The 17,656-nt window shown below is 35.9% G+C and carries 16 protein-coding genes, 1 riboswitch and 1 other annotated feature; of the genes, 9 read left to right on the top strand and 7 right to left on the bottom strand.

Translation table 11 applies throughout. The features are described from left to right. Positions 1 to 429: 429 nt before the first annotated feature. From HMPREF0389_RS06720 to HMPREF0389_RS06690, 7 genes are all read right to left on the bottom strand, one after another. Entirely contained in the window at positions 430 to 1,125 is a 696-nt protein-coding gene (locus HMPREF0389_RS06720) for an HAD family hydrolase (protein ID WP_014262876.1), read from the bottom strand. A 3-nt stretch (positions 1,126 to 1,128) separates the two neighbouring features. Continuing rightward, entirely contained in the window at positions 1,129 to 1,596 is a 468-nt protein-coding gene (gene ribH, locus HMPREF0389_RS06715) for a 6,7-dimethyl-8-ribityllumazine synthase (protein WP_014262875.1), read from the bottom strand. Between the two features lie 2 nt (positions 1,597 to 1,598). Continuing rightward, positions 1,599 to 2,810, bottom strand: a complete 1,212-nt coding sequence (locus HMPREF0389_RS06710) for a bifunctional 3,4-dihydroxy-2-butanone-4-phosphate synthase/GTP cyclohydrolase II (RefSeq protein ID WP_014262874.1) — start codon at positions 2,808 to 2,810, stop codon at positions 1,599 to 1,601. 210 nt (positions 2,811 to 3,020) lie between these two features. Then, positions 3,021 to 3,677: a riboflavin synthase gene (gene ribE, locus HMPREF0389_RS06705; protein ID WP_014262873.1), complete on the bottom strand. Its 657-nt coding sequence runs from the start codon at positions 3,675 to 3,677 to the stop codon at positions 3,021 to 3,023. 108 nt (positions 3,678 to 3,785) lie between these two features. Next, the gene (ribD, locus tag HMPREF0389_RS06700) at positions 3,786 to 4,880 is read right to left on the bottom strand and encodes a bifunctional diaminohydroxyphosphoribosylaminopyrimidine deaminase/5-amino-6-(5-phosphoribosylamino)uracil reductase RibD (RefSeq protein ID WP_014262872.1); all 1,095 of its coding nucleotides are present in this window, start codon (positions 4,878 to 4,880) and stop codon (positions 3,786 to 3,788) included. Positions 4,881 to 5,079: 199 nt separating this feature from the next. Then, positions 5,080 to 5,194, bottom strand: a riboswitch (FMN riboswitch). Between the two features lie 85 nt (positions 5,195 to 5,279). Then, complete coding sequence (locus HMPREF0389_RS06695) at positions 5,280 to 6,362, bottom strand: IS30 family transposase (RefSeq protein WP_049770186.1); 1,083 nt, start codon at positions 6,360 to 6,362, stop codon at positions 5,280 to 5,282. Between the two features lie 133 nt (positions 6,363 to 6,495). Continuing rightward, a complete protein-coding gene (locus HMPREF0389_RS06690; RefSeq protein ID WP_014262871.1) occupies positions 6,496 to 7,425 on the bottom strand; it encodes a TIGR01212 family radical SAM protein in 930 nt (309 codons plus the stop codon). A gap of 803 nt (positions 7,426 to 8,228) precedes the next feature. Here HMPREF0389_RS06690 and HMPREF0389_RS06685 point away from each other — a divergent pair. The 9 genes from HMPREF0389_RS06685 (at position 8,229) to HMPREF0389_RS06645 (ending at position 17,595) form a co-directional block, all read left to right on the top strand. Then, complete coding sequence (locus HMPREF0389_RS06685) at positions 8,229 to 8,588, top strand: TM2 domain-containing protein (protein WP_014262869.1); 360 nt, start codon at positions 8,229 to 8,231, stop codon at positions 8,586 to 8,588. Between the two features lie 407 nt (positions 8,589 to 8,995). Then, entirely contained in the window at positions 8,996 to 9,457 is a 462-nt protein-coding gene (locus HMPREF0389_RS06680; RefSeq protein ID WP_014262868.1) for a flavodoxin, read from the top strand. A 202-nt stretch (positions 9,458 to 9,659) separates the two neighbouring features. After that, the gene (locus HMPREF0389_RS06675) at positions 9,660 to 10,226 is read left to right on the top strand and encodes a GrpB family protein (protein ID WP_014262867.1); all 567 of its coding nucleotides are present in this window, start codon (positions 9,660 to 9,662) and stop codon (positions 10,224 to 10,226) included. Positions 10,227 to 10,373: 147 nt separating this feature from the next. Further along, positions 10,374 to 10,712: a hypothetical protein gene (locus HMPREF0389_RS06670; RefSeq protein WP_014262866.1), complete on the top strand. Its 339-nt coding sequence runs from the start codon at positions 10,374 to 10,376 to the stop codon at positions 10,710 to 10,712. Positions 10,713 to 10,931: 219 nt separating this feature from the next. Further along, complete coding sequence (locus HMPREF0389_RS08780; RefSeq protein WP_014262865.1) at positions 10,932 to 11,594, top strand: hypothetical protein; 663 nt, start codon at positions 10,932 to 10,934, stop codon at positions 11,592 to 11,594. Between the two features lie 311 nt (positions 11,595 to 11,905). After that, positions 11,906 to 12,144, top strand: a binding site (T-box leader). A gap of 132 nt (positions 12,145 to 12,276) precedes the next feature. Further along, positions 12,277 to 13,560 carry an O-acetylhomoserine aminocarboxypropyltransferase/cysteine synthase family protein gene (locus HMPREF0389_RS06660; RefSeq protein WP_014262864.1) on the top strand — a complete coding sequence of 428 codons (1,284 nt, stop codon included), beginning with the start codon at positions 12,277 to 12,279 and terminating at the stop codon, positions 13,558 to 13,560. Between the two features lie 62 nt (positions 13,561 to 13,622). Continuing rightward, positions 13,623 to 14,546, top strand: a complete 924-nt coding sequence (locus tag HMPREF0389_RS06655; RefSeq protein WP_014262863.1) for a homoserine O-succinyltransferase — start codon at positions 13,623 to 13,625, stop codon at positions 14,544 to 14,546. A gap of 1,060 nt (positions 14,547 to 15,606) precedes the next feature. Further along, positions 15,607 to 15,960 carry an Asp23/Gls24 family envelope stress response protein gene (locus tag HMPREF0389_RS06650; RefSeq protein ID WP_014262862.1) on the top strand — a complete coding sequence of 118 codons (354 nt, stop codon included), beginning with the start codon at positions 15,607 to 15,609 and terminating at the stop codon, positions 15,958 to 15,960. An 18-nt stretch (positions 15,961 to 15,978) separates the two neighbouring features. After that, positions 15,979 to 17,595: a DAK2 domain-containing protein gene (locus tag HMPREF0389_RS06645; RefSeq protein WP_014262861.1), complete on the top strand. Its 1,617-nt coding sequence runs from the start codon at positions 15,979 to 15,981 to the stop codon at positions 17,593 to 17,595. The last annotated feature ends 61 nt before the right edge of the window (positions 17,596 to 17,656 follow it).

The raw sequence follows: 17,656 nt of genomic DNA, 5'->3' as shown, positions 1-17,656 counted from the left end.
TATGATGAAACCGAACAGATGATAGATAAATGAATAGAATGGTAGGATGAAACATATAGGTTAAAAAAGGGTTTTGTATCCTTACAAAGCACTATTTTAAAATGGATACATAGTGTGTGATTATGAAAACAAGAATAAAATTAGAATAGCATCAAAAAAACAGACTCTTGTTATCATTTTACTCAGTGATTGCTATCAGTTGCCGATGATAGAGTTTGTTCCTTATTCGCTAAAACAGCCCTTGTCCGATTCTGAAATGAAAAGGACAAGGGCTATTTGTTTCTATTGTTTTGTAATTGTTCATCCTAATTTGTGATGTTATTCACAACAAGTAATCCTATTCGCACACAATAACCGGTGTACTTGTTTTGAGAGATATCATTCTGAAACGAAGATAAAGCCGAAGAACCCTGTATAGGATACTTTGTTTCAAAGATAGGATAAATTTGTGTGAAGCAACTGATGTACACAACTTTCGATTTCTTCCGCAGAGTGGGCAATGCAAGTGGATTGTTGTAATTCTTCCGCTGTTCCGAATCCGTAGTTACAACCTACAAACGGCAGATTGTGTCGGAGTGCGAGGTTCAAATCATGAAAGCGGTCTCCTATGGCGATAAAAGTAGGTTCTTCGTTTGGAAACACGGACAGCATATCCTGTTTGACGGCTGGAAAAATTTCTTCTTTTGTTTTCCAATCAAATGCTTCGGTACAATAGAATGCTGAAAAATATCGTTCTAACTCAAATTGTTTTTGATGCATGTTCAGGTAACTGATTTTGCAATTGCTCAAAAAAATGAGATGATGTCCTTGAGATTTTAGTTTGGAAAGGACGTCAAGTGCTTTCGGATACAGTTTTGCTGATCCGATATCAATTTGTCGCTGCATTTCTTCTCCGACTATGGTGCTGCAATATTGATGCAGTTTTGGGCTTAAATCGGGAGCAAAGGCATTCCACATATCTTTTGCATTGAACCCGAGCCATCTTCCCGCCTCCTCATCGGACAATATTTTGTTTGTGCGAAAGCCCTGTTTTGCCAGATAGTCATATGCTTTTTGAAGTGCGGGACGATAGATTAAAATGGTATTGTGTAGGGTTCCGTCATAGTCAAAAATCAAATATGCCATAGATTATGCCTCAATCTCTCGGATAAGATTTACCATTTCTACTGCTGAAACAGCACAGTCAAATCCTTTATTTCCTGCTTTTGTACCTGCTCTTTCGATTGCTTGTTCAATATTTTCCGTTGTAATAACACCGAACATTACAGGGATTCCGGATTCAAGTGAAATGCTTGCAATACCTTTCGATACCTCATTACATACGTAGTCGTAGTGTGAAGTGCTTCCGCGAATGACAGCACCGAGACATAGGACGGCGTCATATTTTTTCAGTGCAGCCATTTTGGATGCAATCAGCGGAATTTCAAATGCACCCGGTACCCAGGCAACATCTATGTTTTCTTCTGATACATTGTGACGAATCAGACCGTCCATTGCTCCTCCGAGCAATTTCGATGTGATGAACTCGTTAAATCTTGCTACAACAATTCCGATTTTCATATCTTTTGCTACTAATTTTCCTTCAAATGTTCTCATGATTAAGCCTCCATTTCAAAATTTAAAATATGTCCCATGCGATTTTGCTTGGTTTGTAAGTATAACAAATCATGTTCTGTTGCCTCGATTGTGATAGGAACTCTTTTTGTAATGCTAAGACCGAAGTCCTCCAGTTGGTATACTTTGTCGGGATTGTTGGTCAGCAAGTGCATACTCTTCACACCTAAATCTCTTAGGATTTGAGCTCCGATGTAGTATTCTCTCTCATCTGCACGAAATCCAAGCGCCAGGTTGGCATCTAAGGTATCCAATCCCTGTTCTTGCAACTCATATGCTCTTAATTTGTTAATCAGACCGATTCCTCGCCCTTCTTGTCTCATATAAAGCAGGATTCCTCTTCCTGCCGCCTCGATTTGTCGCATTGCGCTTGCGAATTGTTCTCCGCAGTCACAACGAAGCGAGCCGAATGTGTCTCCTGTCAGACATTCCGAGTGCACACGGCACAGTACATCCGTACCGTCTCCGATATCTCCCTTGATAAGGGCGACATGGTGTTCTCCGTTCAGCAGATTGATAAATCCGTACGCACGAAACTCACCGTACTTGGTTGGCATTTTGGTATTGGTGACACATTGTACCAACTTGTCATTTCGTTTGCGATATTCTTGCAAATCTTTGATAGTGATAAACGGAATATCCCATTGTTCTGCAAGTTTGCGAAGTTCTTTGGTACGCATCATAGTCCCGTCATCTTTCATAATTTCACAGCAAAGTCCCATTTCTTTGAGTCCGGCAAGTCTCATCAAATCAACGGTCGCTTCTGTGTGTCCGTTGCGTTCCAAAACACCGTTTTTCTTGGCAAGAAGAGGAAACATATGCCCTGGGCGTCTGAACTCTTCCGGGCGAACATCTTCTTCTAATGCTTTCATTGCGGTAACAGAGCGTTCAAAAGCTGAAATTCCCGTTGTTGTGTCAATATGGTCAATGGATACGGTAAATGCTGTTTCGTGATTATCCGTATTTTCTTGCACCATTTGCGGAAGTTTGAGTTTGTCAATATAGTGTTTTGACATCGGCATACAGATGAGCCCTTTTCCGTGAACTGCCATAAAATTGATATTTTCAGGTGTTGCAAATTCTGCCGCACAGATGAAATCTCCCTCGTTTTCTCTGTCGGGATCATCCGTTACTAAAATAATTTTTCCCTGTTTTAATGCTTCTAATGCTTCTTCAATTGTATTGAAGTCTTTCATGCTGAAAACCTCCCCGTATCATAATGTTGTAGTTAGAAATGATATTTTTAGTCTATTTCGTTTCTTTTATGGAGTAATCGTTGTTATAGATAGAGGTTGCAATTCATTACCTTGTAACATAATGAGATTGCACTGTTCTATAGTTGTTACTGTATGATAATCACAGACTTGTGTATTATTTTAACCTCTATGTATTACGATATCCTCGGTTTAAAATCCGTTCTCCCATAGAAATGAAAGAGTAATCGAAGAACTTTGTTCAGAAGAAGCTTGATGTCGGTCAGGATAGAGTAATTTTTCAACAAACTTTCCGATGACATCCACTTCTAAATTTACCATATCGCCGATACGCTTTTGAGACAAAACTGTTTCTCGTATTGTATGCGGAATCGCGGATATGGATAGTGTAGAATCGGTAACTTTTGTAACGGTCAGACTAATCCCGTCAATTGCGATAGAACCTTTCTCTACAATAAAGCGTGAGATGTTTTTTGACGGTTCCACGGCATATACGACGGCATTGTCATCTTTTTGAACGGACGAGATACGCCCGATACAATCGATGTGTCCCGACACAAAATGTCCGCCGAAACGACCGTTTGCGGACATGGCTCTTTCTAAGTTGACAGAATCTCCGATGGATAAAGTTTGAAAAGAAGAACGATTCAATGTTTCGTGCATAATGTCGGCACAGAATGTTGTCGGAGTATAGCTCGTTGCCGTAAGACACACTCCGTTGACACAGATACTGTCTCCGATATGGATGTCTTCCAATATTTTCTTTGCCTTGATGGTGAGAGTTGCAGAATGAACTCCTCTTTTGAGATTGGATATGGTTCCGATTTCTTCTACAATTCCTGTAAACATAGTTTTCCTTTCCGTATAATCATAGTGATACAAACAAATATTGTAATTTGTTTCGGGTGAACAAGATAAAAAATGAATGTTCGAATGAAAAAAGAGAACGTTTTGTCATTAGGTGATGATATCGTATTCCAATAAAATATCTTCATCAAAACACATTATATTTGACAGCTTAAAAGCAGGGCTGTCATTCGGTGTGTCAAATCCTGTTCCCAAGATTGCAGTTTTTGCGGATTGACCGCCTAACACTTTATTTCCGATATAGCATTGGATATGGTTGACCAAATTTTCTTGAAGGAGCGACCAGTTAAGAGTGCCTCCTCCTTCTACAAAGAGACTGTCAATGCCGATTTTTCCAAGTTGTTGCATTAAGTCATTTAAGTCGATATGTCCGTTTTGTTGTTTTGTGACAAGGATAGAGCAACCGTACATCTCGTAAGGACTGTGCTTGCTTTTATCTGTACAACAGGTTGCAAGATAGGTCGGAATCTCCTTGGAAGTTTGAACAATTTTGGAATTCATAGGAGTCCTTAGCTTTGTGTCGCAGATGATACGAATCGGACTGACGGGATTTTCTTTCGTTCTGCAATTTAACACCGGATTGTCTTGAAAGACTGTTCCGACACCTACCATAATGGCTTGATATCGCTTGCGATCTCGATGTACTTGAGCTCTTGCCGACTCTCCTGTAATCCATTGAGACTTTCCTGAGTGACTTGCGATTTTACCGTCAATCGTCATTGCAAACTTGAGTGTAACATAGGGACGATTTGTTGCAATGTAATGAAAAAAGAAGGTGTTAAGAGAATCGCATTCTTCTTTTAACAAACCGGTCACCACTTTTATATTTGCGTCTCTCAGTACTTGAATTCCTTTTCCGTTTACTTCGGGATTGGGATCGGAAGAACCGATATATACGGTATCGATTCCCGATTCAATGATTGCCAAGGCACAGGGCGGTTGTTTGCCGTAATGAGAGCATGGTTCCAAGGTAACATACATACTTGCTCCTTTTGGTGAAGTCCTGCAATTTTTGAGTGCTTCTCGTTCTGCATGAAGACCTCCGTACTTTGTGTGATATCCGCTTCCGATAATGATATCATCCTTCACAATGACGGCACCTACGAGAGGGTTTGGAGAAACATAGCCTTCTCCTTTTTTGGCAAGTTCGATTGCCGTTTTCATATATGTTTCATGAAAGACCACGATGAACCTCCTTTCCATAAAAAAACACCATGAACAATATGTTTTTCATGGCGCTACCAAAAATCTTTCTGAAGCAGAAAGATTTTTTGATTAAAAAAGCCTTGGTTTTAACCAAGGCTGATGAGTAACAAAGGAATCTATGCATCAAAACAACTCCTTTCACAAAGGGACTGTTTCAAGTGATTTCATTGATACAATTATACTTCTTCTCTCATCCAGACTATACTGTCGGCCATGGAATCACACCATGTCATGCCTTTCGGCTCGTGGGCTGTACCACCGGTAGGGAATTGCACCCTGCCCTGAAGAACATATTCATTTTTTACAACATGAGTATATCACTATCTTATACAGAATAGCAAGAGTTTTTTGAAAAATGATATTAAAATTCATTCTATCTTAAATTGCAATATCAAATTGAACTAATTCCTCATTATCATCTAAAAGTCCTAAGTTATTTAGTTCTTCTATAAAAACTTCTATAGGAGTGCGGTAATTTAGGATTTTTCTTGGCAAATTGTTCATCCAATTCATTATCTTTATATAGTGTTCTTCTTCATAATCATTTAATGATTTTCCTTTCGGTAGAAATCTTCTGATTAGGCTATTGTGCTTTTCATTTGTTCCTCTTTCCTGGGGATTATTGGGATGACAGTAATAGATGTTTCCTATATATGTTTTTTCAAGTTCACATAATTTCGCAAACTCTAAGCCGTTATCACTTGTTATGCTTCTAAATATTTTTTGTGGTTCCTTCAATCTGTTCAATGTGTTCTTTAATGTTTCATTTACTATGGATGCTTTTCTTCTGTTTAATTTTAAGATTAGTTCCATTCGACTTTTTCTTTCTGTTATGGTTATTAATGATGCTTCTTCTTTGTTTTTCTTTGGTATTACTGTATCTATTTCCCAATTTCCAAATGTTTTTCTTGTTTCTATTTCTTGCGGTCTTTCTTCTATACTTTTTCCAAGTTTTCTTTTGTTTTCTTTTACTCGTTTTTTAGCCGGTTTTCTTTTCACTCTTAAGGGCAAATCAATAGATTTTATTCCTATTAGACCTATATCTACATAATTGTATAATGTCTTGGTGCAGACTCTTTGACCTTCATATAGCTTATTTAACTTTGCATATCCACAAATTGCATCTAACGACCATTTTTCTTCATTAAACTTTTGCTTTACAAAGTCTAAATATTTGCTACATTTCAAGGCTTTAAATTTCTTTTTGCAATTTTTTCGATTCTTCTCATATACTAACTTACCTGTATCCGGATAATATACTTGTACATCATGTATTCCTTTTATTTGAGTTACTGTACCTCTTTTTAACTCATTTCTTATGGTGTTGGATGCTCTACGAAGTTCTTTTGCTATTTTGTATGCTGAATATCCTTTATTATGCAGAAGTTGAATTTGTCCTCTTTCGAAATCGTTTAAATGTTTATTTTTTCTTGAATTTGCTGTAGTATTATTATATTCCATAGTCATCACCTTTGGTTTTTTTGTTTTGTGGTGATTCAATTATACCAAACGTGATTTTCTATGGAATTTTTTTAGTTCATTTTCATTTTACAATTAACCAAATTCATTCTATTCTAATCTAAGGAAAGATATGTTATGGACAAAGTTGGTGTTCCAATAAGCCTTGCAATAATTTTTCCGATCGCATTTTTTTATCGATTCCGTTTAAGACGGAGCGCTTATCTCGAATCCAATGAGGAGCTAAGAGTGTCGCTTTATCTCCATCGCCGGTAAGTCGATGAATCACGATGTTAGGAGAGATTCGACACAGAATATCTACTACAGAATCAATATATTCTTCCCTCGAAAAGACAGGAAACGTATTTTGTTGATAAAGCTTGCCCAAATCACTGTCCGAAGAAACATAGAGCATATGAATTTTGAGTCCCCAAATTGTTTTCTTTGAAAGATAGATGGCAGTCTCACGCATTTGTTGTTGTGTTTCATACGGAATGTTCAGAATCATGTGGACTACCGTACGAATATTTCTTTCGTGAAGATTTTTGATAGCATCATCGAATGTTGAAAGGGGATATCCCCGTCGAAGTAGGACGGCGCTTTTTTCGTGAATGGTTTGCAGTCCGAGTTCTATCCACAAAAAAGTTTGTTTGGAATAAGATTCCAATAAGTCCAATATTTCTTCAGAGAGGCAATCAGGTCTTGTTGCAATGGCAAGGCCGACAACATCTGGAAAATCCAGTGCCTCATCATATTTTTTCTTCAGTTCTTTTACATCTGCATAAGTGTTTGTGAAACTTTGAAAGTATGCGATGTACTTTGCGTTGTTCCATTTGTTGGATAGAAGAGAAATTTGTTGTTCCATTTGTTCGGTAATACTGTCCGCACATGAGGTAAAATCTCCTGACCCTTTTTCAGAACAGAACAGACAGCCTCTTTTTGCAATGGTGCCATCCCTGTTCGGACAGGTAAAACCTCCGTCAATTGAAAGTTTGATGATTTTTTCGCCAAACTCTTCCTTGAGAGCTTGATTTAAGGTGTAGTAGGTTTTGTGATTCAGATACATGGTGTTCTCCTAAGATATGATTAAGTGTTCTAATTGTCTTCTATTATCTTGCTAAATGGATATCCGTTATTTTATTCTCTCTTAAGTCACCGGTTTCCTTACTTTCATTAGGACAAGATTCAGTGCGAATTTTGTGCAATTTGGAAGTTAGGATACTCTTGTGCTGCTTTCATATGAGAAAAAGATAACCCATTATATCGAATCTTGTAGAAATATGCCAGAAATCGAATGAGAAAATGAAAAGAAAAACTGCATTCTTAGAATAATGAAACATGGAAAAAATGATTAACAGAAGTGAAATAGCCTGGAAGAAGGATTTTTATGTGTATCAGTGCAACGAAAAAATAGAATTTCGTCTGTAAATGTGTAGAGCATTCGAGTAAACATATCCTTCAAGGAAGATTAAAGCAAGAAGAAAGTAATTGAAAATAGAAGGGCATCATGATATAATTTTTCAGAATATATGAATTTCGAGGAGATAACTGTGCGGCTGTTCTCTATGTGTTTTTTACAGCTTTGAGCATAGATACATAAGAAAATTTTATGGCTGCATTGATTTTGAAACCATCGTTTATACTGCAATATATTCTTGTAGTCTATTAAAGTTGGATATTTTGTTCCGCCGGGGAATGGTTACAGTCATTGACACGATTGTGTTGGATATAGTGAACGTCGTATATGTTGCATCAACAAGAAGTGTGTTGTTCCTATTGATTCATTTGGTAGTCTTGTTTGTTTATTGTTTGGCATCTATCCTAATGTATTTAATGGGTAGAAGATAAATTTAAGGAGGAAATAAAATTATGGCAGGAAATTTTTGTCCACAATGTGGAGCTTCTAATGAGTTTGGAGCAACAGAATGTAGGTTTTGTGGTAATAAGTTATCGGTACAACAGGCATCTCAACAACCTCAACGGGTGTATGTGACAGGAATCAATCCTTCATGGCCTGTAAAGAATAAGCTTGTAGCAGGGTTACTTGGAATTTTCTTAGGAGGAATCGGTGTTCATAAATTTTATTTAGGTAAGATTGGAATGGGGATTATATACATCTTGTTCTGTTGGACCGGAATTCCTGCTATCGTTGGATTTATAGAAGGTATTATTTATCTATGCTCAAATGATGAAAACTTCCAACTGAAACATCATGTAAGACTTGAGTAATGCGAAAAGTAATAAAATTTATTTATTGGATGTTAATGTCTATGATGTTTTTGTATTTGATTTACAGGGAACATCGAACAAGTAAATTAAATCACATTGATTTGAAATAGCGCAGTAGTGAAAAATATCTAAGATAACTCTTAGGTATTTTTTTATTGGGAACTTTGTGCGATAGGGTAAAATTTGAGATAGGGATTCATAAGAAGAGAGTGTTAGAAACTGAATATAGGTAGGAATTGTTAGAATAGAACAAATTAAGTATGAAAACTGGTAAAGAAGCATTCATTTGAATAGGGATGATAAAAAACATAAGACAAATACTGTGAAAAAAACAAAAGTTGAATATCCAATAACCTTGGAATATGGTATCCTAAATTTACAAAGAAGGAGTTAAGGAGGGATATGAATTGAAACCTTTGGTGGTATACTATTCCTATTCAGGAATCACAAGAAGATTAGCGGAAGATATTGCATTGATTACAGATGGTGATTTGAGAGAGCTGAAACCGCAAAAGCCCTATTCATTTTCCTATCATACTGCGATAAAAGAAGTAAGGAAAGAAATTGAAAGAGGATATTGTCCTCCTCTGATGGAAAGAACAGAAAGCATGGGAGATTCGGAGGTCGTTTTTATTGGCTCGCCCAACTGGCTTAAGACATTTGCACCGCCTGTTCTGTCGTTTTTACGAACGGTTGATTTGAGCAACAAGACCATTATTCCATTTTGTACGCATGGCGGAGGTGGTTTTGGGAACATGATGGAAGATTATAAAAGAGAATGCAAAAATTCCATCATTAAAGACGGAATAGCATTAAAAGCAGACTACAATTTCGATGAGCTGAAAAATTGGTTAGACAGTAATTTGTAACATTTTTTCTTTCAGATGGAGTAGAGTGAATTGAGAAATAAGAAATAAAAATAATAGGGACAAAAAATTGGTAATGATATGAAGTAGAAGTAGTTATAAACAAAAAATACCGACTTACTCTACACAAAGAACATAAACAGTACAGTAGGGTACATCGTCAATAACTATTTCAAGATACAAATTAGAATCGGAGGGAGTAAGTTTGGGTAAAATGTTAGAAGAAACGAGCTTAGAAGAACTTTGGCAACTGTTTCCGATTTTTTTGGTGGAACATAATCCGTTGTGGAAAGTATGGTATGAAGAAGAACGAAACACTATCTTATCAACAGTGCCGGATAATATTATAGTAAGAATATCTCATATCGGAAGTACTGCAATTTTAGGAATATGGACAAAAAATATTGTAGATATATTGATTGAAGTAAACAACGAGTCGGATTTGGATATTGTAAAGGACATCCTTACAGATAACGGTTGGTTATGTATGAATATGAGTGAAAATCGAATCACGCTCAATAAAGGATACACAGAACAAGGTTTTGCAGAGAGGGTATTTCACCTTCATATTAGAATGACCGGAGATCATGATGAACTATATTTTCGAGACTATCTCAATGAACATAAAGAGATAGCCAAAGAATATGAAACATTGAAACTATCTCTTTGGAAACAATTTGAGCATGATCGAGATGGATATACTGATGCAAAAACGGATTTTATCAAAAAATGTACAGATTTGGCAAAATGTGAATATAGAGGTCGATATTGAAAAAACGATTTGTCCAATGAAATATTATAAATAATTTAAGAAACAGTAGCTTTGCTGTTTTTTATTTCTTAAAACCGGACTGAAAAATGGTATCATGTTATAAAACGCTCAGGAAAATAACTTTAAATTGCTTAGGAGGCAACGATTATGAAGAAGATAATTATCGTGCTACTTATCATTATTTACACACTGTCCATAGTTGGATGCACCAAGGAGAATAGAGTGATAGAAAGGATTGACGGTAGTCTTAAAACTTATTATAAGCTGGAAGATGGGACATGGGCATGTGATGACCATATTTATCAGTATCAACTTGTAACCAAGGGAAGAATGCCTAATGCAGCTTGTGATTCTATATTTGTATATCTTAGTAATTTTTCGGATATTTCTTTTGAACAAGCATGGAAAGCAGCTGGATTAAGTAGCAATATGGATGACTATTTTTCTGTTAAAGATGCTGTCCTGGTTGATTGTAGTACAAAGTAAACTTCCGGTTTACCTAATAGAGTATAGTAATTTAAGAAACGGCAACTTGAAAATGATATGTATCCAAAAAATCAGCAAGGAGATTAACCGGAAATATTTTACAAGCAGAAAGTAAAGAACCAACATAGGTAAAAAAGTAAGAGTTTGTATCTATGGATAGAGGATAAAATGTAGTAAAATATTAAATAGATTAAATTTAACATTATGGAGGTGAAGGTAATGAAAAAAATTGTTTCAATGATTTTGATATTTTTAATTATTTTTTCAATAACAGGATGTTCTCCTAAAAAGGAAGATGATAACACATTATCTATTGAAAAAGTTATTGAGCTTTCTCAGAAAGGAGATAATTTATCATGGAAAGATTTTGAAAAATATAAAAGCAAAGAAGTCGGTTTTGGACTATATATTTTGGAATATGAAATCGATGATAAATACTATCTTATTATAGGAGGAAGAGATAGTAAGGAAGCACCGATGTATATCAGGTTAGTACGTAACGAGAATAAAGATGATTATATTGATATACGCGAAGAAAATGTGGAGAATTTTATTAAGTTGGGAAGTTCTTCTGATGTTATTAAAACCTATGAAAAAACCGATCCGGAACTAAGAGAAGAACACATCAGTGATAATAGATTAGTTACTTATGTCAAATATTATGAGCTAAATGACGGTACCTGGAAAACTGACAAATATCATTATAAATATAGATTAGAATTGGAAGGAAGAATGCCTAATGCTGTAAGAGATAGTAAATTTGTTATTTTAAGTAATACTAAAGACATTACTTTTGAGCAAGCATATTTGGCTTTTGGAGTGAGTAGCAGTATGGAAGATTATTTTGAAGAAAAAGAATCAGTTATTGTAGCATTTCAATAAATTTCGGGAGAAATAAAAAATTAAAGAGATGTATAATAAAGTTGGGATTATATACAGTGTGTTTTTTCAAGATTATTCAAATAATTTCATTGGAGCTTCATTCATACAAGAGCAAAAAGAAGGGACTGTATCTGTTTTTTTGTTGATAATAAAGGATATTGTCAATTAAGCAAAAACCTGTGCAAAAATACATCGCTTTTTTACTTGTTTCCGTAGGAGATAAATTACAAAATTTTTTGAAAAAAATGAAAAAAGAGATTGACAGATAGAAAACAGCTTGATAGAATACTAAAAAACGAATTCAAATATAATCTTATGTAAGGAAGAGTATGCTTGGGAGTAAGTTTACAGAGAGTTCTTGTTTGGTGAAAAAGAACAACGGAAAGCAAGTTGAAGATGGTCTTTACCTGAGTCGGATTGAGGGCGATGCATTAGATTCGAACGGGAGTGCCCGTTACAGCACCAAGGTATGATAGTACCTGTTGAGGTCATTATTGTGAGATGATGATAAAAAAAGGTGGTAACGCGGGATATTGCTCTCGTCCTTTTATAGTTTTCTATAATGGGATGAGAGTTTTTTTATTGGAATGTAAATTCAATAGGATTCGAAAATTTCTAAGTTACAGAAGAGTATGTTTGAAAAAATTAGTAAATTTGTTATTTATGAACAGGAGGAAGTATAATGGGAAGATTTAAGAGTAAAAGTATTGAAACATTATGTGTACAAGCAGGTTATGAAGCGAAGAACGGAGAACCGAGAATCACTCCGTTGGTGCAATCTACAACATATCAGTATGACAGTGCGGATGAAGTGGCGGATTTGTTCGATTTGAAAAAAGCCGGACATATGTACAGTCGTATCTCAAATCCGACAGTAGGAGTGTTGGAAGAGAAGATATCAGCTTTAGAAGGAGGAGTAGGAGCGTTGGCGACTTCTTCGGGACAGGCTGCAACTCTATTATCCATCCTTACAATTTGTAATCATGGGGAGCACCTTGTGGCAATGAACAATTTGTATGGCGGAACATACACTTTACTATCTTCTACTTTGAAAAAGTTGGGAATTGAGACAACTTTTGTTCCGGTAAATGCGTCTAAAGAAGTGATACAAGCGGCAATTCAAGAAAATACAAAATTGATTTTTTCCGAAACAATCGGAAACCCTAAAGTAGATGTGTTGGATATTGAAAGAATAGCAGAAGTTGCACACGAAAATAATATTCCGTTGTTTGTGGATAATACTTTTGCGACTCCATATCTTTGCAGACCGTTTGAATTCGGAGCAGATATCGTGATTCACTCTACAACAAAATATCTTGACGGACACGCAACAAGTGTAGGAGGACTTATCGTAGATTCCGGAAAATTTGATTGGACAAACGGAAAGTTCCCACATTTAACAGAGAAAGACCCTAATTATCATGGACTTAGCTATACAGAAACATTTGGAAATCAAGCATTTATTACAAAGGCAAGAGTTGTGTTCATGAGAGATTTTGGAACGACAATGAGCCCATTCAATGCATTTTTGACAAACTTGGGAGCAGAGACATTGGCACTTAGAATGGCACGACATTCCGAAAATGCATTGAAAGTTGCAAAATTCTTGGAAAACCATGAAAAAGTGGTTTGGGTGAACTATCCATTGCTTGAAAGCTCCACTTCTTATGAATTGAGTAAAAAATATTTGAAAAAAGGCGGAAGCGGAGTTATCAGTTTTGGAGTAAAAGGTGATGTGGAAGATACAAAGAGATTCATCGATTCTCTCACCTTAGCTTCCTTGGTAGTCCATGTAGGAGATTTAAGAACTCATATCTTGCATCCGGCGAGCATGACACACAGACAACTGTCAAAAGAACAGCAGTTGGGAGCCGGTATTGAGGAAAATATGGTTCGTTTCTCAGTGGGAATTGAAGATGTAGAAGATATCATTTTTGATTTAGATCAAGCCTTAGCATCGTTATAGGAAGACCGATATTGATAAAGAAAAGGCCTTTGCGATTGTAAAAAGAAATGGAGGGTAAAGCAATGCCTTTAGTAATACCAAGTGATTTACCTGCAAAAAGTATATTAGAGAAAGAACAAATTTTTATCATCACAACAAACCGAGCAGATTCTCAGGATATTCGTCTGCTCAAACTTGCCATTTTGAACTTGATGCCGAAAAAAGAGGAGACAGAGACGCAGTTGCTTCGTATGTTGTCCAATACCCCTTTGCAAGTTCATGTTGATTTGATACGAACGGAAAGTTATAAATCCAAAAATACAGATGAAACGCATTTGAACCGTTTTTATAAGACATTTGAAGAAATGAAACATACCAAGTATGATGCGATGATTGTTACAGGAGCGCCGGTAGAAACGATGGAGTATGAAGTCGTGGACTATTGGGAAGAGTTCACTCAGATTTTGGAGTATGCAAAGGAGAATGTTTTTTCCACGATGTTTATCTGTTGGGCATCTCAAGCAGCATTGTATCATTATTATGGGATTCAAAAATATCAAAAAGACGAAAAGATTTTTGGAGTTTACGACTTTGATGTAATGCATAGAGGTGTTTTGACAAAAGGGTTCGATGATTATTTCTTTATGCCTCAATCTCGCTACACTTACAATAAGATAGACGAAGTGGAGAAATGTGATGATTTGATTGTGTGGTCAGGGAGAGAAGATATCGGCAGCAATTTAGTTTCCAGTAAAGACGGAAGATTTGTATTTATTGCAGGGCATTTTGAATATGAGGAGGACACTCTGTATCAGGAGTATTTGAGAGACAGACAAAGGGGATTAAACACAAAACTTCCTCAAAATTATTTTGTAGACAATGACGAAACGAAGGGGATTAAGGTGAGATGGAGATCTCATGCAAATCTGTTTTTTGCAAACTGGTTGAATTATGGTGTATATCAGGAAACACCTTATGATATTTCCAAAATTGGAAAGAAAAAGTAGCAGAATGATTCCTCTATTTTGATTTGTATATAATTACTAAAGGCAATACACCTAATATTCAATGTTTTTAGATTAGAGGTGTGGTATCGTTTCTGTTTCTGAAAAACCCATTGTCAGAATCAATACAATTGTTGAAGTTGTAGAAGTCAATTTGTTGTAAGAAGAACATATTGTGAAAAATGATTAGTAGACGGATACCATTGAAAAAATACATTTTCTTGATTGAATGGTATTTTGGAAAAGAGGTATTTGAAATAAAGTTTGATTAAGAAACAATATGTTAATCGTGTAGGTATGGTACAGGATTGGAAAATAGGATAACATTTCGTCATATCCAAAAAGTAGAGTTTAAGTTATCAGTTTTCATCAATGATTCGTATGTAATACTTGTTGGTGAGATAAATCATTTTGAGTTAGAGTGATAGAAGAAGGATGACCAACATTTGGAATAAGATTCAAACTGGAATGAATGACTTTGTTTTGTATTGGAAATAGGAAGGATACAGAAACATAAATTTGGACTTGGAATAAGATAAAACTTGTAAAATAAAATTGAAATAAGAACTAAAGTTATCATTAGAAAATGATAGAAGTGACTGATAAGAATGTTAAGATGATGTTATTGGCACCTTCTATCATTTTTTTGTGTAAATGATACATACAGAGCATAACATATAGATGATAACAGTTTGTCTTAACATTCGTTGTAGGAGATAATGTTCCATGAAAACGAAATGACTTTGTTTTAGTTTGACTTTATGTTAGGAACCGGAATAATCAAGATAAGCAATGAAACTGTGAATACAAAGTTAAGGGTATGATAGATAGTAGCAAAACAGGAGATAGGAAAAACAGACATCGCTATCAGAGATTCTGTTTTTGTAAGAAAGTGTTGTTATTATTTTGGAAAATAGATAAGATTTTTAGAATATTTTTGTGAATATGGGTATTATAGGGAATAAAGCTTGAAGGAACAAAAAAAATAAGATAAAATAGGAATGAAATCGTAAAACAATTGATAGTTTATGTATATGGTTTTTGAATGAAGGGAGGCAATTCAATGTCAACTTGTAAAGTAAATGAACATGGAGCAATATATATTGAAAAAGATGTTGTTGCAAAAATTGCAAACAATGCGGCGAAAGAATGTTATGGATTAGTGGGAATGGCATCCAGAAATAAAAATGGGATTGTAGAATTACTTTCTTTTGCAAACGGAACAAAAGGAATTTCTGTTGATATTGTAGATGGTGTTGTTTATCTGAACTTGTTTGTTATTATTCAGTACGGAACCAATATTGCAGTTGTATCAGAAAATATTATTGAGCGTGTAAAATACTACATTGAACATCAGACCGGCTTAAAAGTTGGAGAAATTACAATCAATGTTGATGGAGTAAGAGTTCAAAAATAGGTAGGAGGAAGTAAATAAATGAATAGGATTGAAGGGGTACTGTTTCGAAGTATGTTAGTTTCCGGAGCAAATAATCTAAAAAACGAAAGAGATATTGTAGATAGATTAAATGTCTTTCCGGTTCCGGACGGTGACACAGGAACGAATATGTCGCTTACTATGAATTCTGCAATAACAGAGTTGGAGTCAGTTGCATCTAATGAGTTGGGAGAAATTTCCAAGGCGGTTGCAAGGGGCTCTCTTATGGGAGCAAGAGGAAACTCCGGTGTTATTTTGTCACAAATTCTTCGTGGATTTGCACAAGGGATTGAAGGAAAAGATTATTTGCAGGTAAAAGACTTTGCGGTTGCATTGGATTCTGCAAGAAAAGTTGCTTACAAAGCCGTGATTAAACCCGTAGAGGGAACTATTTTGACAGTTTGCAGAGAAACGGCAGAGGCAGCTTTGGAAATGAAAGATATGGAAAATATGGAAGACTTCTTGGTGAAACTTTTGGAAGCAACTCGTCGTTCTTTGGCAAATACACCTGAATTATTGAAGGCGCTCAAAGAGGCGAATGTAGTGGATTCCGGAGGGCGAGGCTTTCTTTCTATCTTAGAAGGAATGGTAAAGGCATATCAAGGAAATCCAATCAATGCGGACGGCAGTACAGAAACAAAACAAGATTTTGAAGAAATGATGAAACAAGATATTCATGCATTCTCCGGAGAAATCAAATTTGGGTATTGTACAGAATTTTTCTTAAGAACTTATGAAGTGGATGCAGATACATTCCGTAGAGAAATTGAAGATATGGGAGATTCTATGGTTGTTGTGGGAGATGAGGGGATTATCAAAATTCACATCCATACCAATGATCCGGGAGTTGTGTTGCAAAAGGCATCTGCACATGGTGCATTGGATCGCATCAAGATTGAGAACATGAGATTGCAACAAGAAGCTGTTTTGGCAAAGAGAAGAGAAGAGATGGAAGAAGATCCGCTTGCATACGGAATTATCTCAGTTGCAGTAGGTAAAGGCCTTGCAGACATGATGAGAGACATGAATGTGACCACTATCATTGAAGGTGGACAAACCATGAATCCGAGTACGGAAGATTTTGTGAAGGCGATTGATAAAATCAATTCCGATACCATCTTCGTATTTCCTAACAATTCTAATATCATTATGGCGGCAAACCAAGCCAAAGAAATCAGTGATAAAAATGTAATCGTGATTCCGACAAAAGATATTCCTTCCGCATTAGTGGGATTGATGGCAATCGATGTTGCTGCAACTCCGGAAGAAAATGAACAAAATATATTGGATGCAATTTCATGTGTAACCTCGGCTGAGATTACTTATGCTGTTCGTGACACAACAAGTGGTGACAAGCAAATCAAAGAAGGCGAAGTAATCGGAATCAGCGGAAAAGAAATTCTTGCTAACGGTGCAGAAATAGAAGAAGTAACCTTAGAAACCATCGACAGTTTGTCAGAAGATGCTGAAATCATTACCCTGTTCTATGGGGAAGATGTCACAGAAGAACAGGCAACAGCATTGATGGAGCATGTAGCAGAGAAATATCCTGATGTGGATGTAGAAATCTACGAGGGAGGACAACCTCTCTACTATTATTTCATATCTGTAGAATAGAGTATAAGAAAGCGAAATATAAGGAGAATTGTTACAGAATGAGCAGATTCATTTTGTAGCA

This window comes from Filifactor alocis ATCC 35896 (assembly GCF_000163895.2).
Taxonomy (GTDB): domain Bacteria; phylum Bacillota; class Clostridia; order Peptostreptococcales; family Filifactoraceae; genus Filifactor; species Filifactor alocis.
The sequence above is the reverse complement of the archived record's forward strand: the minus strand, read 5'-3'. Positions and strand labels throughout refer to the sequence as shown.

Coding starts and splice junctions, on each gene's coding strand:
- HMPREF0389_RS06720 (WP_014262876.1), bottom strand. CDS start 1,125: ATGGCATATTTGATTTTTGACTATGACGGAACCCTACACAATACCATT.
- ribH (WP_014262875.1), bottom strand. CDS start 1,596: ATGAGAACATTTGAAGGAAAATTAGTAGCAAAAGATATGAAAATCGGA.
- HMPREF0389_RS06710 (WP_014262874.1), bottom strand. CDS start 2,810: ATGAAAGACTTCAATACAATTGAAGAAGCATTAGAAGCATTAAAACAG.
- ribE (WP_014262873.1), bottom strand. CDS start 3,677: ATGTTTACAGGAATTGTAGAAGAAATCGGAACCATATCCAATCTCAAA.
- HMPREF0389_RS06695 (WP_049770186.1), bottom strand. CDS start 6,362: ATGGAATATAATAATACTACAGCAAATTCAAGAAAAAATAAACATTTA.
- HMPREF0389_RS06690 (WP_014262871.1), bottom strand. CDS start 7,425: ATGTATCTGAATCACAAAACCTACTACACCTTAAATCAAGCTCTCAAG.
- HMPREF0389_RS06685 (WP_014262869.1), top strand. CDS start 8,229: ATGGCAGGAAATTTTTGTCCACAATGTGGAGCTTCTAATGAGTTTGGA.
- HMPREF0389_RS06670 (WP_014262866.1), top strand. CDS start 10,374: ATGAAGAAGATAATTATCGTGCTACTTATCATTATTTACACACTGTCC.
- HMPREF0389_RS08780 (WP_014262865.1), top strand. CDS start 10,932: ATGAAAAAAATTGTTTCAATGATTTTGATATTTTTAATTATTTTTTCA.
- HMPREF0389_RS06660 (WP_014262864.1), top strand. CDS start 12,277: ATGGGAAGATTTAAGAGTAAAAGTATTGAAACATTATGTGTACAAGCA.
- HMPREF0389_RS06655 (WP_014262863.1), top strand. CDS start 13,623: ATGCCTTTAGTAATACCAAGTGATTTACCTGCAAAAAGTATATTAGAG.
- HMPREF0389_RS06650 (WP_014262862.1), top strand. CDS start 15,607: ATGTCAACTTGTAAAGTAAATGAACATGGAGCAATATATATTGAAAAA.
- HMPREF0389_RS06645 (WP_014262861.1), top strand. CDS start 15,979: ATGAATAGGATTGAAGGGGTACTGTTTCGAAGTATGTTAGTTTCCGGA.